Origin of the sequence: Burkholderia sp. CpTa8-5 (genome assembly GCF_017815045.1) — a bacterium.
GTDB lineage: Bacteria > Pseudomonadota > Gammaproteobacteria > Burkholderiales > Burkholderiaceae > Burkholderia > Burkholderia sola.
The window spans coordinates 21817-42823 of sequence record NZ_JAGIQD010000031.1; the positions used below are offsets into that span (position 1 = coordinate 21817).

17 protein-coding genes are annotated in these 21007 nt (G+C 69.1%); 11 read left to right on the forward strand and 6 right to left on the reverse strand.

What is annotated here, in order from left to right:
* Window positions 1–251: 251 nt before the first annotated feature.
* Complete coding sequence (locus J8I35_RS29980) at window positions 252–1634, forward strand: sigma 54-interacting transcriptional regulator (protein ID WP_050015499.1); 1383 nt, start codon at window positions 252–254, stop codon at window positions 1632–1634.
* An 83-nt stretch (window positions 1635–1717) separates the two neighbouring features.
* Complete coding sequence (locus J8I35_RS29985; RefSeq protein ID WP_209928514.1) at window positions 1718–2242, forward strand: DUF4124 domain-containing protein; 525 nt, start codon at window positions 1718–1720, stop codon at window positions 2240–2242.
* 93 nt (window positions 2243–2335) lie between these two features.
* On the opposite strand, the gene J8I35_RS29990 is transcribed toward J8I35_RS29985, so the two are convergent.
* The 4 genes from J8I35_RS29990 to J8I35_RS30005 all read right to left on the reverse strand — a co-directional run bounded on the left by J8I35_RS29990 (window position 2336) and on the right by J8I35_RS30005 (window position 9330).
* Window positions 2336–3364, reverse strand: coding sequence for a MerR family transcriptional regulator (locus J8I35_RS29990; protein WP_209928515.1), 1029 nt, complete (start codon window positions 3362–3364; stop codon window positions 2336–2338).
* A 130-nt stretch (window positions 3365–3494) separates the two neighbouring features.
* Entirely contained in the window at window positions 3495–5060 is a 1566-nt protein-coding gene (locus J8I35_RS29995; protein ID WP_209928518.1) for an efflux transporter outer membrane subunit, read from the reverse strand.
* A 2-nt stretch (window positions 5061–5062) separates the two neighbouring features.
* Window positions 5063–8224: an efflux RND transporter permease subunit gene (locus J8I35_RS30000; RefSeq protein WP_124593073.1), complete on the reverse strand. Its 3162-nt coding sequence runs from the start codon at window positions 8222–8224 to the stop codon at window positions 5063–5065.
* Window positions 8221–9330 (reverse strand): efflux RND transporter periplasmic adaptor subunit, encoded by a 1110-nt coding sequence (locus J8I35_RS30005; protein ID WP_050015485.1) that lies wholly within the window; start codon window positions 9328–9330, stop codon window positions 8221–8223. Before J8I35_RS30005 ends, J8I35_RS30000 begins: the two co-directional genes overlap by 4 nt.
* A 188-nt stretch (window positions 9331–9518) precedes the next feature.
* On the opposite strand from J8I35_RS30005, the gene J8I35_RS30010 reads away from it, so the two are divergent.
* Window positions 9519–10139: a TetR/AcrR family transcriptional regulator gene (locus J8I35_RS30010; protein ID WP_050015483.1), complete on the forward strand. Its 621-nt coding sequence runs from the start codon at window positions 9519–9521 to the stop codon at window positions 10137–10139.
* Window positions 10140–10167: 28 nt separating this feature from the next.
* Here J8I35_RS30010 and J8I35_RS30015 read toward each other — a convergent pair whose 3' ends face one another.
* Complete coding sequence (locus tag J8I35_RS30015) at window positions 10168–11901, reverse strand: ClcB-like voltage-gated chloride channel protein (RefSeq protein ID WP_200891631.1); 1734 nt, start codon at window positions 11899–11901, stop codon at window positions 10168–10170.
* Window positions 11902–12016: 115 nt separating this feature from the next.
* The gene (locus J8I35_RS30020) at window positions 12017–13093 is read right to left on the reverse strand and encodes a YeiH family protein (protein ID WP_209928520.1); all 1077 of its coding nucleotides are present in this window, start codon (window positions 13091–13093) and stop codon (window positions 12017–12019) included.
* Window positions 13094–13205: 112 nt separating this feature from the next.
* Here J8I35_RS30020 and J8I35_RS30025 point away from each other — a divergent pair, with 112 nt between their 5' ends.
* The 8 genes from J8I35_RS30025 to J8I35_RS30060 all read left to right on the forward strand — a co-directional run bounded on the left by J8I35_RS30025 (window position 13206) and on the right by J8I35_RS30060 (window position 20992).
* Window positions 13206–14099: a LysR family transcriptional regulator gene (locus J8I35_RS30025; protein ID WP_050015477.1), complete on the forward strand. Its 894-nt coding sequence runs from the start codon at window positions 13206–13208 to the stop codon at window positions 14097–14099.
* Window positions 14100–14261: 162 nt separating this feature from the next.
* Complete coding sequence (locus tag J8I35_RS30030; RefSeq protein WP_209928522.1) at window positions 14262–15026, forward strand: sugar phosphate isomerase/epimerase; 765 nt, start codon at window positions 14262–14264, stop codon at window positions 15024–15026.
* Between the two features lie 28 nt (window positions 15027–15054).
* Window positions 15055–16047, forward strand: a complete 993-nt coding sequence (locus J8I35_RS30035) for a sugar kinase (protein WP_089488460.1) — start codon at window positions 15055–15057, stop codon at window positions 16045–16047.
* Window positions 16048–16159: 112 nt separating this feature from the next.
* On the forward strand, window positions 16160–17440 hold the full coding sequence (locus J8I35_RS30040) for an MFS transporter (RefSeq protein ID WP_050015472.1): 1281 nt from the start codon (window positions 16160–16162) through the stop codon (window positions 17438–17440).
* A 4-nt stretch (window positions 17441–17444) separates the two neighbouring features.
* Window positions 17445–18410 carry a D-glycerate dehydrogenase gene (locus tag J8I35_RS30045; protein WP_089488654.1) on the forward strand — a complete coding sequence of 322 codons (966 nt, stop codon included), beginning with the start codon at window positions 17445–17447 and terminating at the stop codon, window positions 18408–18410.
* A gap of 318 nt (window positions 18411–18728) precedes the next feature.
* Entirely contained in the window at window positions 18729–19772 is a 1044-nt protein-coding gene (locus tag J8I35_RS30050) for a LacI family DNA-binding transcriptional regulator (RefSeq protein WP_050015470.1), read from the forward strand.
* 55 nt (window positions 19773–19827) lie between these two features.
* A complete protein-coding gene (locus J8I35_RS30055) occupies window positions 19828–20616 on the forward strand; it encodes a YhfC family glutamic-type intramembrane protease (RefSeq protein WP_209928524.1) in 789 nt (262 codons plus the stop codon).
* A gap of 13 nt (window positions 20617–20629) precedes the next feature.
* Window positions 20630–20992, forward strand: coding sequence for a DUF3022 domain-containing protein (locus tag J8I35_RS30060; RefSeq protein WP_050015466.1), 363 nt, complete (start codon window positions 20630–20632; stop codon window positions 20990–20992).
* The last annotated feature ends 15 nt before the right edge of the window (window positions 20993–21007 follow it).

Genomic DNA, 21007 nt, shown 5'->3' on the forward strand with positions numbered 1-21007 from the left:
GGTGTCCTCGATCGGGTGCTGCATCTGCAATCGCGATCTTTATCTCAAGAAGCATGCCAACCTGCGGCGCGGTACCGGCCGATGTGGCAGGGGCTTGATTCGGCTCGGGTTTTCGGGACGTCGGCGGCCCTGTGGAGACGTCAACGACATCCGGTGGCGGACGAGAACTGCCACATCTGGCAGCGTCGTGGCAGAATTGGCAGTCAGCCTGGCAGTCCATCCGGGCGCCCCTTCGCCGAGCGAGCCGCCGCATGAATCCGCACGACACCATTCCGATCGTCCCCTCCGCGCGTCACGACGCGATGCCCGACGTACGCGCGCTCGTCGCGTATCTCGAGCAGGACCCGCAGCCGATGATCGTGGTCGATCCCGACTACCGGATCCTCGCGGCGAACGATGCGTACCGGCGCCAGTTCGGCGTGGCCGGCGTCGAGCATGTGGGCCGGCACTGTTTCCAGGTGTCGCATCACTACAACGTGCCGTGCGACCAGGCCGGCGAGCATTGCCCGATGAAGCAGGCGCTCGAATCGCGCGGGCTCAACCGCGTGCTGCACATCCATCACACGCCGCGCGGCCCCGAGCATGTCGACGTCGAGCTGCGGCCGATCTTCGACGCGGACGGCAACGTGATCGCGTACGTCGAGCGGCTGACGACGGTGCGCAGCGCGTCCGCGCAGCCGAGCGCGGAAGGGCTCGTCGGCGGCTCGGACGCGTTCAACGCGGCGCTCGGCGCGCTGCAGCGCGTGGCGCCGTCGACGCTGCCGGTACTGCTGCTCGGCGAATCGGGCACCGGCAAGGAGTTGTTCGCCCGCGCGCTGCACGAGGCGAGCGATCGCGCGATGGGGCCGTTCGTCGTCGTCGATTGCTCGGGGATCGCCGAGACGCTGTTCGAGAGCGAACTGTTCGGCTACGAGAAAGGCGCGTTCACGGGCGCGAACCAGCGCAAGCCGGGCCTCGTCGAGACCGCGCAGGGCGGCACGCTGTTTCTCGACGAGATCGGCGACGTGCCGCTGCCGATGCAGGTGAAGCTGCTGCGGCTGATCGAATCGGGTACGTTCCGGCGCGTGGGCGGCGTCGAGGCGCTGCGCGCCGATTTCCGGCTCGTCGCGGCCACGCACAAGCCGCTGCGCGAGATGATCGACGACGGCCGGTTCCGGCAGGATCTTTACTACCGGATCAACGCGTTTCCGATTCCGCTGCCGGCGCTGCGCGAACGGCAGGGCGACGTCGCGCTGCTGGCCGAATCGATCCTGCGGCGGATCGCGAACGCGCGCGGCAACGCGGGCGACGCGAATGCGCGACCGTTCACGCTGACCGAGCGTGCGCGCGCGTGCCTCGATGCGTATGCGTGGCCCGGCAACATCCGCGAGTTGCGCAACGTGCTCGAACGCGCGTGCCTGTTCGCGGACGACGGGACGATCCGCGTCGAACATCTGCCGGCCGAGCTCGTCGTGGCCGCGGCGGCGCCGCATGCGCAGGCGGCGGATGCGGGCGGCGTGTCGGATGCGGAGCTCGTCCGGATCGCGCGCGCGTTCGACGGCACGCGCAAGGCGCTCGCCGCGCAGCTCGGATTGAGCGAACGGACGCTGTACCGCCGGATGAAGGCGCTCGGGCTCGGCACGCGCGAGCGCTGAACGGGCGTGGTGCGTGCCGCTGGCAGCGGCACGCGGCTTTGTCGATAATGGCGCGTTCGATTCCGGCTCTCTCTCCATCTCCGATGAAAAGACATGTTCTTTCGAGTTGTCTGTTGCTCACAGTCGCAGCGCTGGCCAGCCCGGCGCACGCCGCCGATTACACGTGGACCGATGCGGCCGGCGCGCACGCGGTGACGCTCGCCAGAACCGCGTCCGGCGACGACGTCGAACTCAAGGTGTCCGCGACGCTCGACGGCCGCCCCGACTGGGCAGTGCGCGACTACGTGAAGGCATGCCCGGTCGACGTGATTCTCGACGTCGTGCCGAAGTCGATCGAAATGCGCGACCTGCTCGGCAACGGCCGCAAGCAGTTCCTGTTCGCGTACAAGATCGGTTGCCGCGGCGACGTGAGCGCCGATCAGGTCAAGTACTTCCTGATCGACGCAGGGACGAAATACGTGCTTCGTGGCGAGGAGATCGTCACGGTCAACGGCAAGTTCGTCGACGGGGGCGCGGCGCCCGTGCCGAACGCAGACCTGAAGGCGCAGCCCGCGTTTCTACGTTACATGATGAAGCGCTGGCGCGGGATCAGCATGCGCAACGACTAGGCGGATGCTTGGCCGTCGGGCGTGAGATACCGGCTGCCAATGGTGAAACGGGCGGTACACGGGAACCCCGCTTGCCGCCCGCGAATCACGCGATCAGCGCGCCGGCGCCAACTGCGCCATCGCCTCGCGCATGAAACCGAGCAGCGTGTCGTCGGTCCACGAATCCTTCGTCAGCGCCGGCTCGTTCATCAGCGCGCGGCGGAATTTCGCGTGCGTGGCCGGATCGTGGCCCGCGTAGCTGCAGAACAGCTCGAGCCAGCGCTGCGCCAGCGCGCGGCCTTGCGGCGAATCGGGCCGCGTGCCCGCATCGACCGCGTCGCGCACGTCGGCCATCAGTTGCGGCCATTCCATCGCCCGTTGACGGTAGTGCGCGCGCATGAAGCGGCTCTCGTCCGGCGTGAGGTACTTCTCGAAGAGCCGCATCTTCGTTTCAGACGATGCGAGCAGCACATAGTCGCGCAACGCCGTCGAAATGCCGATCTTCGACTGCATCGACGGCTCCTGCTCATGCATCAGATTCAGCTTCGCAAGCAGCCGCGGATCGTTGTTCGTGTCGCGTACCAGCAGCGCCATCCAGCGCGCGGCAAGCGCACGTACGCGCTCGTCCTCGGCGGGCACACCCGCCTCGTGCAGCGTACGGACCTCGTCGACGAGCGCGATCCATTCCGCGTCGCCGGCCTGGCTCTTCTGGTACATCGGCAGGCGCGCGAGTTCTTCCTCGGAGAAATATTTGTCGTACACGGTCATCAACTCCAGTGTGGTGAGCCAATCGGCCAGTTCCGGCTCGGTGCCCGCCGCGAGCTGCGCATGCAGGCTCGCGAGCCGCTCGCGCAACTGCGCGGTTTGCGCGAGCTGGCGGTCGAGCGACGCGATCTGCTTCGCGACGAGATCGACGAGCGGCGTGCCGGGCCGGTTCAGGTAATCGCCGATTTCGGCGAGCGACAGTCCGAAGCGACGCAGGGCCTGGATCTGGTGGAGCCGGGCGACGTCGTCGCGGTCGTACAGCCGGTAGCCGTTGTCGGCGCGCGCCGAAGGCTTCAGCAGACCGATTGCGTGATAGTGATGAAGCGTGCGGACGGTCAACCCGCTGCGTTTCGCCAGGTCTCCCACTTTCAGCCGCATTCGTTCCTCCGTTCGGTGCGCACACTGGAGTCTCGAACGTTACGCTACGTGAGGGTCAAGCGGAAGATCGGCGATCGAACGCGCGTGGCGGGGCGCCGCACGCACGTTCGATCGGAGGGGGGTATGGCGGTTATTGCGCCGAAGGAGCGGGGTCGGGCGCGGCGGCGCGTGCTTGCGTGCCGGTCGTGCCGTCGCCGGCGGCGTGGCCGCTTTTACCGGACGTGTCGCCGTTGTCGGCCGGCGGCGTGCCCATCGCCTGGTAAAGCCGCGCGGTATCCGCGAACCGTGCGCCGGTCGCGCGAATCTCGTCGAGCCGCGCATTGCGGTACTGCAACTCGCTCGCGCGCGCGGCCGACGGCGGCAGCGCGCCGAGCCGCACGCGGGCGGCCGCGTCGTCGTACGCGCCACGCGCGGACAGCGCGGCGCGCGACGTCGCATCGAGCGCCTCGGCGTCGTGCTCGAGCGCCGCGAGCGAATCGGCGACGTTCTGGAACGCGCCGAGCACCGCCTGCTTGTACTGGTCGACCGCGGCCTCGTAGGTTGCCTTCGCCGCGCGGCGCTGCGCGAGCAGCGCGCCGCCGTGGAAGATCGGCTGGCTCAGCGACGCGCCGACGTTCCAGATCGCGCCGGCGCCCGACAGCATCGCCGGCCAGCTGAAGCCGCCTTTGCCCATCGCCGCCGACAGCGACAGTTGCGGAAACATTTGCGCGGTCGCGAGGCCCACTTCGGCGGCGGCGGCCTTCAGCCCCGCGTCGGCGGCCTGGATGTCCGGGCGGCTTTGCAGCAGGTCCGACGGCACGACGACGGGCACCTGCTCGGGCAGATGCAGATCGGCGAGCGCGAGATCGGCCGGCGGCCGGTCGGGCGTACGGCCGACCAGCACGGCGAGCGCGTGGCGCGCCGAGTCGCGCTGCTGGCGCAGCGCGGGCAGGCTTGCCGCGAACGTGTCGGCGCTTTGCCGGGCGTTCAGCGCGTCGCTGCGCGAGGCCGAACCGAGCGCATGGCGGCGCTCGGCGTCGTGCGCCTGGTCGTTCGCGAGCGCGACGAGTCGCTCGGTCGTGTCGATCTGCGCATTGAGCACCGATACGGTGATCGACGCGGTCACGATGTTCGCGGCCAGCGCGCGCCGCGCGGATTCGAGCTGGAACGCGCTGACGTCGACGCGTTTCGCGAGCGCGCGGTTCGCGAAGCGCGACACGCCGAACAGGTCGACCGTGTAGCTCGCCTGCAGTTGCCCGACGAACGTGTCGTACAGCAGCGTCGGTGCGCCGAGCGCGGGAATCGGCACGCCGAGCGCGCGCTGGCGCGTGGCCTGGCCGACCGCGTCGATCGACGGCAGCATCGAGCTGCCGATCTGTCCGCGCAACTGCTCGCGCGCCGCATTCAGCGAATGCGACGCCGCGCTCAGCGTCGGGCTGTTGCGCAGCCCTTCGTCGACGAGCGCGTTCAGCGCATCGGAACGGTACTGTTTCCACCAGTCCGGCACCGGCTGCGCGCCGACCTCGAACTGTTGCGCGACGCCTTGTGCGGACACCGTCTGCTGGACTTGCGGCGCGGCGCCGTAGTGCGCGGGCGACGGCATCGCGGGCGGCTCGCCGCTCGGCGCGAACCACGCGCAGCCCGCGAGCGGGCCGGCGACGCTCGCCGCGGCGAGCACCCGCACGGCGTTCTTTTTCAGGGTCATCGATCGATCCATGGTCAGGCCCCCGACGGCGCGGCAGGCGTGCCGCCTGGCGGCGGGCCGTCCTGCGGGTCGCGTTCGTCGCGCTTCACGCGGAACCACGTCGCGTACAGCGCAGGCAGGTAGAACAGCGTCAGCACGGTCGCGCTCGTGATGCCGCCCATCAGCGCGGTCGCCATCGGCCCGAAGAAGTTCGAGCGCAGCAGCGGGATCAGCGCGAGCACCGCGGCCGCGGCCGTCAGCGTGATCGGGCGGAAGCGCCGCACGGTCGCGCCGATGATCGCGTCGACGCGGCCGTGGCCGGCCGCGATGTCCTGCTCGATCTGGTCGACCAGGATCACCGAGTTGCGCATGATGATCCCGAACATCGCGATCACGCCGAGCATCGCGACGAAGCCGAACGGCTGGCCGAACAGCAGCAGCGTCGCGGCCACGCCGATCAGCCCGAGCGGCGCGGTCAGCACGACCATCAGCACGCGCGAGAAGCTCTGCAACTGGATCATCAGCAGCGTGAACACGGCGATCGCCATCAGCGGCATCTGCGCGTTGATCGACGCCTGCGCCTTCGCGCTTTCCTCGACCGAGCCGCCGATGTTGATCTGATAGCCGACCGGCAGTTGCGCGCGCAGCGGGTTCAGCTTCGCGTCGACCGCATGCGTGACGTCGATGCCCTGGGCGCCGGCGCGCACGTCCGACTGCACGGTGATGGTCGGCTGACGGTCGCGCTCCCACACGACGCCGTATTCGAGCGTCGGCGTGAAGCGGCCGAGCGAGCCGAGCGGCACGGGGCCGTTCGGCGTCGGCAGCGCGAGGCCCGCGAGCTTCGCCGGATCGACGCGGTCGGCGCGCGGCGCGCGCAGGTCGACGGCGATCAGCTTGTCGCGCTCGCGATACTGCGTGACGGTCGTGCCGGACAGCGTCATCGCGAGGAAGCTCGACACGTCCTGCGACGTGACGTTCAGCTCGCGCGCCTTCTTCTGGTCGAGCTCGAAGCGCACCGAGCGCTCGGCCGGCTCGTCCCAGTCGAACTGCACGTTGACCGTGCGCGCATCGCCGCGCATCGTCGCCGCGACCTTCTCGGCGATCGAGCGGACTGTCGCGATGCTGTCGCCGCTCACGCGGAACTGCACCGGATAGCCGACCGGCGGGCCGTTCTCGAGCCGCGACAGGCGCCAGCGCACGGCAGGAAATGTGTCGCGCAGCGTGGTTTCGAGCCAGGTCGCGAGCTTCTCGCGATCCTCGACCGATTTCGCGGTGATCACGAACTGCGCGAAGTTCGGCAGTTGCAACTGCTGGTCGAGCGGCAAATAGAAGCGCGGCGCGCCGCTGCCGACGAAGTTCACCGCATGGTCGATCTCGGGCCGCTTGTCGATCGCTTTCTCGAGGCGCTCCGTCTCGCGCAGCGTCGCCGCGAACGACGCGCCTTCGGGCAGCCGCAGGTCGACCAGCAGCTCGGGCCGGTCGGAGCTCGGGAAGAACTGCTGCGGCACGAGCGAGAAGCCCATCATCGCGACGACGAACAGCACGCCCGTGATCAGCAGCACGACGAAGCGCCGCTCGATGCACCAGTCGATCCAGCCGCGCAGCCGCCGGTAGAAGCGGGTGTCGTAGATGTCGTGCTCGTGATCATCGGGCAGGTGCGCCTCGTGCGCGTGCCGCTTGCGCTCGGGCAGCATGTGGAAGCCCAGCAGCGGGATCAGCACGACGGCCGCGAACCACGACGCGATCAGCGCGATCGCCGATACCTCGAAGATCGAGCGCGTGTATTCGCCGGTGCTCGATTTCGCGAGCGCGATCGGCAGGAAGCCCGACACCGTGACAAGCGTGCCGGTCAGCATCGGGAACGCGGTGCTGGTGTACGCGAACGCGGCGGCGCGCGCGCGGGTGTAGCCCTGTTCGAGCTTCACGGCCATCATCTCGACCGCGATGATCGCGTCGTCGACGAGCAGCCCGAGCGCGAGCACGAGCGTGCCGAGCGACACCTTGTGCAGCCCGATGTCGAACAGGTACATGAACAGCGCGGTGACCGCGAGCACGACCGGGATCGAGATCACGACGACCATCCCGGTGCGCAGCCCGAGCGACACGAGGCTCACGACCAGCACGATCGCGACCGCTTCGGCGACGGCTTCGAGGAAGTCGTCGACCGAATGCGAGACCGCGTGCGGCATGCTCGACACCTCGGTCAGCTTCAGTCCGGCCGGCAGTTGCGCCTGCAAATCCTTCGATTCGGCGTCGAGCGCCTTGCCGAGCCGGATCACGTCGCCGCCCGGCTGCATCGTCACGCCGATGCCGAGCACGGCGTGGCCGTTGGTGCCTGGACCGGCCGTACGCATTTGCGTGACTTGCGGATCGTCGTACCCGCGTTTCACAGTCGCGAGATCGCCGAGCCGGAACGTGCGGCCGTTGATGCGGATCAGCGTATTCGCGATCGCGTCGACGTTGTCGAACTGGCCGCTCGGCCGCACGAACACGCGATCGTCCGCGGTCGTCAGCACGCCGGTCGACGAGATGTCGTTCTGCGCGTTGATCGCCTGGCCGAGCTGCTGGGGCGAGATGCCGAGGCGCGTGAGCTGCGCGTTGTTGACCTCGATGAAGATCCGCTGGTCGGGGTCGCCGAAATAATCGACCTTGCCGACGCCCGGCACGCGCAGCAGCACGGTGCGCAACTGGTCCGCGTAGTCGTGCAGTTGCGCGGGCGTGAAGCCGTCGCCCTCGAGCGTCCAGATGTTGGTGTAGACGTCGCCGAATTCGTCGTTGAAGAACGGGCCCTGCACGCCGGGCGGCAGCGTGTAGCCGATGTCGCCGACTTTCTTGCGGATCTGGTACCAGGTTTCGGGCACGTCCTTCACGGGCGCCGAATCCTTCATCGTGAAGAAGATCAGCGACTCTCCGGGGCGCGAATAGCTGCGCAGGAAGTCGATGGCCGGCGTTTCCTGCAGCTTGCGGCCGATCCGGTCGGTCACCTGTTCCTGCACCTGCCGCGCGCTCGCGCCCGGCCAGAAGGTGCGGATCACCATCACGCGGAACGTGAACGGCGGGTCTTCGGATTGCGCGAGCCGCGTGTAAGCGAGGATGCCCGCGAGCGTCGCGAGCGCGATCAGGTAGACGACCAGCGCCTGGTGGCGCAGCGCCCATGCGGACAAGTTGAAGCGGCCTTCTTCGTGGGAGACGCTCACGATGCGAAGTCCTCCGGATGCAGCGGCGCGATCGCGCGCACCTTCTCGCCCGCGCTGACCGTATGCACGCCCTGCAGCACGACGCGCTCGCCCGGCTGCAGCCCGTGCGACACGGTGACCGTGCGCTCGTTGAAGCGCGCGACGTCGACGCGGCGCAGTTCGAGCGTGTCGTCCTTCGTGCGCACGACCCACACGGCCGGTTGCGCGCCGTCGTGGAACAGCGCGGTCGCGGGCAGCGTGATCGGCTGCGTATCGCCCGCGGCCGGCGCGCCGTCGAACGCGACGTCCGCGGTCATCCCGAGCCGGATCGCCGGATCGGGCGCGCCCAGCGTGAGCTTCACGCGGTAGGTGCGGCTTTGCGGATCGGCGGCCGGCGCGATTTCGCGCACCTTCGCGGCGAACTGGCGGCCCGGCAGCGACGGCAGCGTGACGGTGGCGGCATGACCGGGCGCGAGCGACGCGAGCGCGGCCTCGGGCACGTCGCTGACGACGTCGACGTCGCCCGACCACGCGAGCTGGTAGACCGGCTGGCCGGCCGACACGTTCTGGCCGGTGTCGGCCTGTTCGGCGGTGATGGTGCCCGCATGGTCGGCGACGAGCGTCGCGTAGCGGAGCTGGTTCTTCGCGAGCGCGAGCTGCTGCTGCGCCTGGTCGCGCTGCGCGAGCGCCGACGTGTAGCTGTTCTGCGTCTGCTCGAGCTGCGCGGTCGCGATCAGGTTTTCGCGGGCCTGCGCGCGATCGCGGTCGAGCTGCTGTTTCGCGAACGCGAGGCTGTGCGACGCGGCATCGAATTGCGCCTGCGCGCTCGCCGCGTTCTTCTCGACGTCGGACGGATCGAGCAGCGCGACGACCTGGCCGACCTTCACCGTATCGCCGAGCCGCACCCGGCGCTCGATGATCTTGCCGGCGATGCGGAACGACAGCGGGGTCGCATAGCGCGGCTGGATGTCGCCGGGCAGCGTGCGTGCGGCCGCGACGGTGTCGGCCCGCGCGGGCAGCGCGACGACGGGGCGCGGGGCGGGCGGCGCGGATTCTTTCGGATGACAGGCGGCAAGGACGAGCGCGGCGCCGATCAGCAGCGCGGCGCGGGAACCGGAGCGATTCACGAAACCCCCAGGTGAGGTGGAGCGGAACGAGGCCGGCAAGCGCGGCGGGCGCTTGCCCCAAGTGGCGCCGGCAGCGGCGCACACGGACAGACGAACGACATCTTCGGAAACTGTGGCGGATTCTAATACACACCTGTATCTGAATGCAAAGATGAATCCGAAAGGGAAGAGATGCTAGACTGCGCGGCATGAAACCACAGCGCTTAACTCGCGAGCAGAGCAGGGACCAGACGCGCGAGCGTCTGCTGAAAGCCGCGCATCGCATTTTTCTGAAGAAAGGCTATGTGGCCGCGAGCGTCGAGGACATCGCAGCGGCGGCCGGCTATACGCGCGGCGCGTTCTACTCGAATTTCCGCAGCAAGTCCGACCTGCTGCTGGAACTGCTGGAGCGCAATCACGAGGAGGTGCGGGCCGACTTCGAGGCGATTTTCGAAGGGGGCGGCACGCGCGAGCAGATGGAATCGATGGCGCTCGCGTATTACCGGACGCTGTTTCGCGACGACGAATACTCGCTGCTGTGGGGCGAGGCGAAGCTGCAGGCGGCGCGCGACGCGAAGTTCCGCGTGCGCTTCAACCAGTTCCTGCACGGCAAGCGCGTGCAGATGGCCGAATTCATCGAGCGCTTCGCCGAGCGTTCGGGCACGCCGCTGCTGCTGCCGGCCGACACGCTCGCGTTCGGGCTGATGTGCCTGTGCGACGGCGTGCAGTCGTACTACACGGCCGATCCGCAGCACGTATCGGTCGACGTGGCCGAATCGGTGCTCGCGGGGTTCTTCGCGCGGGTCGTGCTGGGGCGCGCGCCGGACTGAACACGGCAGGCGGCGCGGGCGGTGCGCGTCAGCGCTCGCCGGTCATCCGCCGGTACGCGTCGAGCAGCGACGTCTTGTAGACGACGCCCGCGAGCGTCGGCTCGGCTTCGCTCTCGATCACCGGCAGCCGCTCGCCCTGGAACGCCATGAAGCGCTCGAGCGCGGTCGCGAGCGGCATGTCGGGCGTGAGCAGCGGAAACGGCGTATGCGCGTAGTGCGCGGCTGTCTTGTCGGTCGTGTCGCGCTTGTCGAGCAAATCGGACGTGATGTCCTTCAGCGCGACCGCGCCGCGAAAGCGCCCGGCGTCGTCGGTCACGTACAGATATTTCACCGGATATTCGAGAAACACGCGCGTCATGTCGGCGACGCTGGCGGTGAGCGGCACGACGGTCTGCGCGGGCTGGATCAGCTCGCGCATCTGCGTGGTGCGCAGCCGCTGCCGCTCCTGCGCGTCCTGGTAGTGGTGCTGCGTGATGTCGTACATCGACGTCGTGCCCGTCGCGCGCGCGACGAAATACGCGAACACGCACGACACCAGCAGCGGCAGCACGACCTGATAACTCAGCGTCATTTCGAAGATCATCAGGATCGCCATCAGCGGCGCCTGCGTGGCGCCCGCCATGAACGCGCCCATCCCGACGATCGCGTACGCGAAATACGCGGACGTATGGCCCGGCCACAGCGCGTCCATCGCGAGCCCGAACAGCGAGCCGAACACCGCGCCGACGAACAGCGTCGGCGTGAACACGCCGCCGATCGCGCCCGAGCCGGCCGTCGCGGCGGTCGCGATCACCTTGAACACGAGGACCGCGACGAGCGCCTGCCAGGTCCACGGCGAATGGAGGATGTGGTTCACGACGCTGTAGCCGTTGCCCCACACGTCCGGAATCCACACCGAGATCACGCCGACCACGAGGCCGCCGAGCGCGAGCCGCACGGGCAGCGGCACCGGCAGTCGCTTGAACTGCGTCTTCGACGCGTCGAGCAGATGCAGGAACTGCGGCGCGAGCACGCCGCACAGCGCGCCGAGCACGACGAACGGCAGCACCTCGGCGCCCGTCACGGCCGGAAACACCGGCATCTCGTACGGCGGCCGGTAGCCGGCGAATTCGCGCATCACGATGTTCGCGACGACCGACGCGACGACCATCGGCCCGAAGCTCTCCATCGCGATCGTGCCGAGCACGATCTCCGACACGAAGAACGCGCCGGCGATCGGCGCGTTGTACGCGGACGTAATGCCGGCCGCGGCCCCGCACGCGACCAGCAGACGCAGGCGCGGCGGGTCGAAGTGCGCGAAGCGGCCGACGAGCGACGCGGCGAGCGCCGCGAGCTGCACCATCGGGCCTTCGCGGCCGATCGAGCCGCCGCTGCCGATCGTCAGCAGCGACGACACGCTGCGCCACAGGCTCTGCCGCACCGGCACGACGCCGTTGCCGAGCGCGACCGATTCCATGTAGTCGGTCTTGGCGGCCGCCTTGTCGCCGCGCGTCGCGAGCAGCAGCACGCAGCCGGCGAGGAAGCCGCCCGCGGCCGGCATCCAGAATCGCACGTACCACGGCAGGCTCTTCGCCATCTGCACGAAGCTGCCGCTGTGCCCCGAGATCAGGCGCTGCATCAGGTCGATGCCTTCGCGGAACGCCATCGTGGCAAAGGCGCCGCCGACGCCGACGATGGCCGACCAGATCAGCATCGTATGGGCGTCCGACAGGCGGAGCAGCGTTCGCGCGCGAGTGCGCAGCTTCAGCAGGAACGAGAGCACGGCTGAAAGGGGGCGATGGAAAACGACGCGAAGCATAGCACTGCGCCGCGCCCGCGGGACTTCCCCGTCGGGCTTCCCGTAGGGCGCGGCGCGCGAGCCGTCGCGGACGTGCGGCTCAGCCAAGCCAGTGCTGCACGGCCCAGGTGATCGCGTAGCCGCCGGCGATCAGCCACACGTACAGGATCAGGCCGGTCATCAGCGCGCGCGGGCCGGCCGCGCGGATCTGCGCGACGCGCGTCTCGATGCCGAGCGCGGTCATGGCCATCGTCAACGCGAAGGTGTCGAGCACGTTCAGCGTATGCGTGACGTCCGCGGGCAGCACGTTCAGCGAATTGACGATCACGAAGCCGAGGAAGCCGAGCGCGAACCACGGCACCGCCACCTTGCGCTTGCCGTGCGTGCCGCCGGCCGCGTCGTGCGCCGAGCGCGCCGAACGGGCGAGCCACCAGCCGAGGGCCAGCAGCACCGGCACCAGCAGCATCACGCGCGTCATCTTCACGATCGTCGCGACGTGCGCGACCTGCGGGCTGATGTCGCTCGCCGCGCCGACCACCTGGGCGACTTCGTGGATCGTGCCGCCGAAGAACAGACCGAGGCCGGCCGGATCGAGGTTCAGCAGCCCGGCGTGATAGGCGAGCGGATACAGGAACATCGACAGCGTGCCGAACAGCACGACGCTGCCCACGGCCATCGCGCTCTGGTGCGGTTTCGACTGCAGCGTCGATTCGAACGCGAGCACGGCGGCCGCGCCGCAGATCGCGCTGCCGGCGGCGGTCAGCAGCGCGGCGTCGCGGTCGAGCTTCATCAGCTTCATGCCGACCCAGGTGCCGATCGCGAGCGTGCTGACGACGACCAGCACCGATACCGCGAGGCCCGGCAACCCGACCTGCGCGATTTCCTGCAGGCTCACGCGCAAGCCGAAGAACGCGACCGCGATGCGCAGCAGCTTGCGGGCGGAGAAATTGACGCCGGCCGCCCAGCTGGCCGGCATGCCGTCGCGCAGCGCGTTGCCGTACAACGCGCCGGCGACGATGCCGACGATCAGCGGCGACAGGCCGAGCCCCGCGATCGCGGGAAGCTCGGACAGGCTCGTGACGGCGGCGGCGAACAGCGCGACGAACAGCACGCCGTTCAACTGGCCGCGCATCGACGGCGCGGCGTGGCTGAGAGAGGGAGTCGGAGCAGTGGACATGGAAGCACCGTGATGGAGCGTGTGGCGATGGTGTAATCCTAATTTCGTTATATCGATATGAAAAATTGTGATTTGTGACGTAAACTATCCGGAAAGCCGATAATTCGTCCCCATGACCCCGGATCAACTGATAACGTTCGCCGCCGTCGCCGAGCATCTGAACATCAGCCGCGCCGCCGTGGCGCTGCATCTGTCGCAGCCGGCCGTATCGGGCCAGTTGCGGCTGCTGCAGGACGAGTTCGGCGAGCCGCTGTACCAGCGCGACGGCCGCGGCATCCGCCTGACGCCGGTCGGCGAACAGCTCGCGCAGTACGCGAACGCGCAGCGCGACACGTTCGCGCAGGCGCGTGCGTTTCGCGACGCGGTGCGCGGGCTGGAAGCCGGCACGCTGCGCATCGGCGCGAGCACGACGCCCGCGAGCTACCTGCTGCCATACCTGATCGCGGCGTTCCAGCCGCGCGCGCCGCGCGTGGCGATCCAGACGATGAGCGGCAACACGGCCGACGTGGTCGCGGCGCTGCCGTCGCTCGACCTCGCGCTGATCGAAGGGCCGCCCGGCGAGGCGCTGCCGCCCGGTACGGCCGTGCACGCGTGGCACGAGGACGAGATCGTCGCGATCGTGCCGGCCGGCCATCCGCTCGCGGCGCCCGGCTACGACGCGGGCGTGACGCTCGACGCGCTCGCCGCGCATCCGCTCGTGCTGCGCGAGGCGGGCTCCGCCGTACGGCAGCTCGTCGAGCGCGCGTTCGCACATGGCGGCGCGCCGATGCGCGTCGCGTTCGAGATCGCCGGGGTCGAGGCCGTGAAGGAGGCCGTGCGCGCGGGGATGGGCGTCGGGTTCGTGTCCGCGATGTCGCTGCGTCACGACGATGCGGCGCTCGTGCTGCGCTCGCTGGCGCCCGCACCGCTCACGCGGCATTTCTCCATTCTCGTCCCGCATGGCGGCGCGCCGTCGCGGCTCGCCGCGCAATTCCTCGAAATGAGTCTCGCGCAGCGCCTCGCGTAGTCGACCGAAGTTGCGCCGGGAACATGCGTTGCACGCGGGCGCGGCGCGCATTCGTGCGATAACGGAGCGTTAGGGATTTCCTCTATGGCGTGCGTCCGAGGCGAAGCGCACCATCCGTCTCAAGCAAATGGAACCGGTTCCATTCCGGTGAAAAAGGGCAACATGGCAGACATCGTGATCGTGGCGAGCGCATTCGGGATGGACCGGGTGCGCCAGGAGGGCCACAGGGCATTCATCGCGACCGTGGCGGCATCCGGCGCGACCGGTTTCGAGGTGCGGCGCGAACTGTTCGCGTCGGACGACGACACGGCGCCCGGCGCGCTGGCCGCGCTCGGCGCGCAGATCGCCGGCCACGGGCTGTGGTCGGTCTATTCGACGCCGGACTCGCTGTATACGGAAACGGGCGCGCTCGATGCCGACGCATTGCGCGACGGGCTCGCGCAAGCCGATGCGCTCGGCGCACGCTTCGTGAAATTCCAGCTCGGGGGCTTCGCCGGCGACGCGCACGCGGCCGCAATCGTCGCGCTGTCGCGCGGCGCGCAGGCCCGCGTGGTGGTCGAGAACGGCCAGCTCGAGGTCGGCGGCGCGTTCGCGCAGTTCCGTGGGCTGTTCGATGCGCTCGCCGATGCCGGCATGCGCGATGCGCTCGGCATGACGTTCGACATCGGCAACTGGCAGTGGCGCGGCGAAGCGCCGCTCGACTGCGCACAGGTGCTCGCGCCGCATGTGGAATACATTCATTGCAAGGCCACCGAAGGCGAGGGCGCGCGCCGGTTCGCCGTCGCGCCGGCGCCGAACGATCCGCTCGTGACCGGCGTGCTCGCGGCGCTGCCGCAGCATGCGCCGCGCGGCATCGAGTTTCCGTTCGACGCGGCCGACCTGGCCGGCGATGCGTGCCGGCGCGTCGCGTGGCTTGCAACCGCGTGACCGCGGAAGGATCCTGAGGAGTTCAGTCATGAAAGCAGCACTCGATGTCGTGACCTATGGCGAAGCGATGGCGATGTTCGTCGCGACGGAGCCCGGCCACCTCGCGCACGCCGGGCAATTCGCGAAGCGGATCGCCGGCGCCGATCTCAATGTCGCGATCGGGCTGTCGCGGCTCGGCTTCCGGGTCGGCTGGATGAGCCGGGTCGGTAGCGATTCGTTCGGCCGCTACGTGCTCGACACGCTGGCGCGCGAGGGCATCGACGCGTCGTGCGTGACCGTCGACCCGCGCTACCCGACCGGTTTCCAGCTGAAGTCGCGCAACGACGACGGCAGCGACCCGACCGTCGAATATTTCCGCAAGGGTTCGGCGGCGAGCCACCTGTCGTGCGACGACTACGTGGCCGACTACGTGCTCGGCGCGCGCCACCTGCACCTGACCGGCGTCGCGCCGGCGATCTCGGCGACGTCGTGCGAACTCGCGTTCCGGCTCGCGCGCGAAATGCGGGCGGCCGGCAAGACGATCTCGTTCGACCCGAACCTGCGCCCGACGCTGTGGCCGTCCGCCGACGTGATGGCGAAGACGCTGAATGCGCTCGCGACGCTCGCCGACTGGGTGCTGCCGGGCCTCGCCGAAGGGCGGCAGCTCACCGGGCACGATACGCCGGCCGACATCGCGGGCTTCTATCTCGCGCAGGGCGCGCGCGGCGTCGTGATCAAGCTCGGCGAACAAGGCGCGTATTTCCGCACGGCCGACGGCCGCGAAGGCACGGTCGCCGGCGAGCGCGTCGAGAAGGTCGTCGATACGGTCGGCGCCGGCGACGGCTTCGCGGTCGGCGTGGTCAGCGCGCTGCTCGAAGGGCGCAGCGTCGAGCAGGCGGTCGCGCGCGGCAACCGGATCGGTGCGCTCGCGATCCAGGTGATCGGCGATTCGGAAGGATTGCCGACGCGCGATGCGCTCGACCGGCTCGAAAAGGTCAGCAATCGCGCCGATCGCTTAGAGGAAACCGTCACCGCGCAATGAGAGGCCGGACACGGCACAATCCGCGGATCCATTTCGTGCTTCATGCACGGTTTTGCATGAGACCGGACGACGCAACGATGCGCCGATGCCGGTCTACTCAGGAGACACTCTGATGGCAGCCAATCTCGCAGCTCGACGCTGGTGGACGATCATGCCGATCGTCTTCATCACGTACAGCCTCGCCTACCTCGATCGCGCGAACTACGGGTTCGCGGCCGCAGCCGGCATCAACCAGGATCTCGGCATCAGCAAGGGCCTGTCGTCGCTGATCGGCGCGCTGTTCTTCCTCGGCTATTTCTTCTTCCAGATCCCCGGCGCGATCTACGCGGAACGCCGCAGCGTGAAGAAGCTCGTGTTCGTCAGCCTCGTGCTGTGGGGCGGCTGCGCGGCGCTGACCGGCGTGGTCAGCAACATTCCGTCGCTGATGGCGATCCGCTTCGTGCTCGGCATCGTCGAGGCGGCCGTGATGCCGGCGATGCTGATCTACATCAGCAACTGGTTCACGAAGAACGAACGCTCGCGCGCGAACACGTTCCTGATCCTCGGCAACCCGGTCACCGTGCTGTGGATGTCGATCGTGTCCGGTTATCTCGTGCATGAATTCGGCTGGCGCCACATGTTCATCGCCGAAGGCGTGCCGGCCATCATCTGGGCCGTGTGCTGGTGGGTGCTCGTGCAGGACAAGCCGGCCGATTCGCCGTGGCTCAGCGCCCAGGAAAAGCGCGATCTCGACGCCGCGCTCGCGGCCGAGCAGGCGGCGATCAAGCCGGTGCGCAACTATGGCGAGGCGTTCCGCTCGCCGGCCGTGATCAAGCTGTGCGCGCAGTATTTCTGCTGGAGCATCGGCGTGTACGGCTTCGTGCTGTGGCTGCCGTCGATCGTGAAGAACGGCTCCGACCTCGGGATGGTCGCGACCGGCTGGCTGTCCGCGCTGCCGTACCTCGCGGCGACGATCGCGATGCTCGCCGCGTCGTGGGCGTCCGACAAGGTCGGTTCGCGTCGTGGTTTCGTGTGGCCGTTCCTGCTGGTCGGCGCGGCCGCGTTCGCCGCGTCGTACGCGCTCGGCTCGTCGCATTTCTGGATCTCGTATGCGCTGCTGGTCGTCGCGGGCGCCGCGATGTATGCGCCGTACGGCCCGTTCTTCGCGATCGTGCCGGAACTGCTGCCGAGGAACGTCGCCGGCGGCGCGATGGCGCTGATCAACAGCATGGGCGCGCTCGGCTCGTTCGTCGGCTCGTATTTCGTCGGCTACCTGAACGGCGCGACCGGGTCGCCCGTCGCGTCGTACGCATTCATGAGCGCCGCGCTCGTCGCCGCGGTGATCCTCACGCTGTCCGTCAAACCCCAGGCGCGCGATGCGCATCCGCTCGCCGCGCCGCTGCAAGGAAAATGAAACGATGAAGCCCCGTATCGTCGCGTACAAGCCGCTGCCCGATGACGTTCTCGCGTACCTGCGCGAGCATGCGGACGTCGTGCAGGCCGACGGCGCCGACGCACTCGCCGCCGCGCTGGGCGACGCAGACGGCGCGATCGGCGCGAGCCTGAAGGTCACGCCGCAGATGCTCGATCGCGCGCCGCGGCTGAAGGCGTGGTCGACGATCTCGGTCGGCTACGACAACTTCGACGTCGCCGATCTCACGCGGCGCGGCATCGTGCTCGCGCATACGCCGGACGTGCTGACCGAGTCGACGGCCGATACGGTGTTTTCGCTGATCCTAGCCTCCGCTCGCCGCGTGGTCGAGCTGGCCGAGTGGGTGAAGGCCGGCCACTGGCATCGCAGCATCGGCCCGGACCTGTACGGCACCGACGTGCAGGGCAAGACGCTCGGCATCGTCGGGCTCGGGCGGATCGGCGGCGCGGTCGCGCGCCGCGCGGCGCTCGGCTTCCGGATGCAGGTGCTGTACGCGAACCGGTCCGCGCATGCGGAGGCCGAGACGCAGTACGGCGCACGGCGCGTGACGCTCGACGAATTGCTCGCGCAGTCGGATTTCGTGTGCCTGCAGGTGCCGCTGTCGCCCGACACGCGCCACCTGATCGGCGCGCCCGAATTCGCGAAGATGAAGCGCGGCGCGATCCTGATCAACGCGTCGCGCGGGCCGGTCGTCGACGAAGCCGCGCTGGTCGACGCGCTGCGCGCGGGGACGATCCGCGGCGCGGGGCTCGACGTATTCGAGAAGGAGCCGCTGCCGGCGGATTCGCCGCTGCTGCAGATGAAGAACGTCGTCGCGCTGCCGCATATCGGCTCGGCGACGCACGAGACGCGCGATGCGATGGCGCGTTGCGCCGCGGAGAACCTGGTCGGCGCGCTGGCCGGCACGCTGCGCACGAATCTCGTCAATCCGGATGCGCTGGCGCATGCCTGAGCCGCCTGCGATAACCGCCCGGCGCCATTAGAGTCGATGATCTTGGTGCGAGAGGGCTGGCTGCGTTATGATCGCCCGCGCTCGTCGTATCGACGGCCGGCCACGCGGCCGGCGGTGTCGCGCGACGGGCATCCGCGCCAGGTCCGGTGCGGCCGACTGCCGTAGCACGCTGCTGGCGGGCGCGGCTCGACAGCGCACCGGGCCAGCGCAGGCGCCCACGCGCCACGACAGGGGAGGCCGCCGGTTGGCTTACGTTTCCAACAACAATGGTCCGTCTGCTCACGAAGCGGCGCGGATCGTACGTCGCGAGGCACGACAGTGACCGATTCGCAACCTTCCACGACGCGTCCGGCGACGATCAGCGACGTCGCGCGCGAGGCCGGCACGGGCAAGACCAGCGTTTCGCGCTATCTGAACGGCGAGACGCATGTGCTGTCCGTCGATCTGCGCCAGCGGATCGAGGCGGCCATCGCGCGGCTCAACTACCGGCCGAACCAGATGGCGCGCGGGCTCAAGCGCGGCCGTAACCGGCTGCTCGGCATGCTCGCCGCCGACCTGACCAATCCTTATACCGTCGAAGTGCTGCAGGGCGTCGAGGCCGCGTGCCATGCGCTCGGCTACATGCCGCTCATCTGTCACGCGGCGAACGAAGTCGAGATGGAGCGCCGCTTCCTGCAACTGCTCACGACTTACCGCGTCGAAGGGCTGATCGTCAACGCGCTCGGCGCCGACGAAGACGTGCTGCGCCCGCTGCGCGGCGCAGGCATTCCGGCCGTGCTCGTCGACCGCACGGTCGAGGGCTTCGAGGCCGACCTGATCGGCCTCGACAATACCGACGCGATCGAGACGGCGCTCGCGCACCTGGTCGAACACGGCTTCGACGCGATCCATTTCGTCGTGCAGCCGTTCGAGCGGGTCAGCTCGCGGCGCGTGCGCGAGACCGCGTTCCGCGCGGCGCTGGCGGCGCGCGGGTTGCCGGTGCCGCCGACGATCGTGCTCGACCTGAACGAACCCGACGCGGCCGCGGCGGCGCTCGCCGACGTCGATGCCCGCCTCGACGATGCGGCCCGGCGCGGCGTGCGCGCCGCACTGTTCGCCGCGAATGCACCGGTCGCGCTGGCGATCGCGCGCCATCTGCGCGCGCGTTTCGGCGCCGCGTGGCAGCAGCAGGCGGCGCTGCTGTCGATCGACGATCCGGAATGGGCCGAGCTGATCGGCATCACGACGATCCGTCAGCCGACCTACGAAATCGGCTACAAGGCCGTCGAATTCGTGCACGAGCGGATCGACGGCGCGGCGGGCGACGTGCGCGTCGCGATGCTGCCCGGCGAGCTGATCGCGCGCGCGTCGACCGCAAGCTGAGTATCATTCGGGGCACGCGGCGCGTCAGGTGCGCTGCCCCGAACCAAGGAAATACATGACTGTCGCTCCCGTCACGCTGGCGGCGCTGATCGCCGCCACGCTGATCATCGCGCTGCTGCCGCTCGTCCTTTACCGCATCCTGCGCAAGCCGCTTGCGCTCAACCGCCGCGACACGATCGTCGGCGTCGCCGTCTTCACGTTGTTCGCGATGATTCTCGAGCGCGCGTTCCACGGTCTCGTGCTGAGCCACACGCCCGAGGACGGCTGGCTGACGCAGCCGCTCGCATTCGTCGCATACGGCGCGCTCGCGACCGCCGTATTCGAGGAAGTCGGCCGCTATCTCGGGATGCGTTTTCTGGAGCGCCGCTACGGCGCATCGGCCGGCGACGGTCGCGGGATCGGCTACGGGATCGGTCACGGCGGCGCCGAAGCGTGGTTCGTCGGCGTGCTCGTGTGGGGCCAGTGGTCGTATCTCGCGTGGCTCGCGAGCCGCGGCCAGCTCGAGACGCAGCTGGCCGACCTGCCGGTGGACACCGTGGTGCGGCTGCACATGATGCTCGCGACGCTGTCGGCCCAGTCGATCCTGCTGTTGCTGCTCGAACGCTGCGCGGCATTCGCGGTGCAACTGGCGCTGTCGGTGCTGGTGTGGCGCGGTGTGCGGGCCGGCCGAATCGCCGTGTTGCCGCTCGCGATCGTGCTGCATGCGCTCGCGGCGACGCCGACGCTGCTGTACCAGGTGCGCGTGCTGCCGGCCGCGTGGGTCGAGGCCGCGTATTTCGTGCTGACCGCGGTGCTGGTGGTCGTGCTGGTGAAGACGTGCCGGCTGTCGCGTGCGGCGGCCTGACGGGAGAGACGGAATGGACGACTACCTGATCGAATGCCAGAGCGCGGAATTCGACGCGCTCGCGCGCGTGATCTGCGATCTGTTTCCGGAGCAGACGCGCTTCGCCGAAAGCAGCGACGCGCGCGGGCGCTTCCTGTCCGTGCACTGGCTGGCGATGCGGTTCGGCGCGACGCCGAAGCGGATGACGCTCGACATCCGGATCGTGCCGGCCGCGCTCGCGCGCTATCTGGCGCTCAAGCCGATGCAGCGCGCGCGCAGCCATGCGGTGCTGCATGCGTATACGGAAGCGATGCTCGGGTCGCTCGAAGAACGGCACGCGGCCGGCGAGGCCGTCGAGCGCGACGCGGAACTCGAGCTCGACGAAGACTTTGCGTGAGCGGTGGCGCCGGCC

Excerpts from the sequence above, each read along its gene's own strand:
- J8I35_RS29980 (WP_050015499.1), top strand. The coding sequence starts at position 252 with ATGAATCCGCACGACACCATTCCGATCGTCCCCTCCGCGCGTCACGAC.
- J8I35_RS29985 (WP_209928514.1), top strand. The coding sequence starts at position 1,718 with ATGAAAAGACATGTTCTTTCGAGTTGTCTGTTGCTCACAGTCGCAGCG.
- J8I35_RS29990 (WP_209928515.1), bottom strand. The coding sequence starts at position 3,364 with ATGCGGCTGAAAGTGGGAGACCTGGCGAAACGCAGCGGGTTGACCGTC.
- J8I35_RS29995 (WP_209928518.1), bottom strand. The coding sequence starts at position 5,060 with ATGGATCGATCGATGACCCTGAAAAAGAACGCCGTGCGGGTGCTCGCC.
- J8I35_RS30010 (WP_050015483.1), top strand. The coding sequence starts at position 9,519 with ATGAAACCACAGCGCTTAACTCGCGAGCAGAGCAGGGACCAGACGCGC.
- J8I35_RS30020 (WP_209928520.1), bottom strand. The coding sequence starts at position 13,093 with ATGTCCACTGCTCCGACTCCCTCTCTCAGCCACGCCGCGCCGTCGATG.
- J8I35_RS30025 (WP_050015477.1), top strand. The coding sequence starts at position 13,206 with ATGACCCCGGATCAACTGATAACGTTCGCCGCCGTCGCCGAGCATCTG.
- J8I35_RS30030 (WP_209928522.1), top strand. The coding sequence starts at position 14,262 with ATGGCAGACATCGTGATCGTGGCGAGCGCATTCGGGATGGACCGGGTG.
- J8I35_RS30035 (WP_089488460.1), top strand. The coding sequence starts at position 15,055 with ATGAAAGCAGCACTCGATGTCGTGACCTATGGCGAAGCGATGGCGATG.
- J8I35_RS30040 (WP_050015472.1), top strand. The coding sequence starts at position 16,160 with ATGGCAGCCAATCTCGCAGCTCGACGCTGGTGGACGATCATGCCGATC.
- J8I35_RS30045 (WP_089488654.1), top strand. The coding sequence starts at position 17,445 with ATGAAGCCCCGTATCGTCGCGTACAAGCCGCTGCCCGATGACGTTCTC.
- J8I35_RS30055 (WP_209928524.1), top strand. The coding sequence starts at position 19,828 with ATGACTGTCGCTCCCGTCACGCTGGCGGCGCTGATCGCCGCCACGCTG.
- J8I35_RS30060 (WP_050015466.1), top strand. The coding sequence starts at position 20,630 with ATGGACGACTACCTGATCGAATGCCAGAGCGCGGAATTCGACGCGCTC.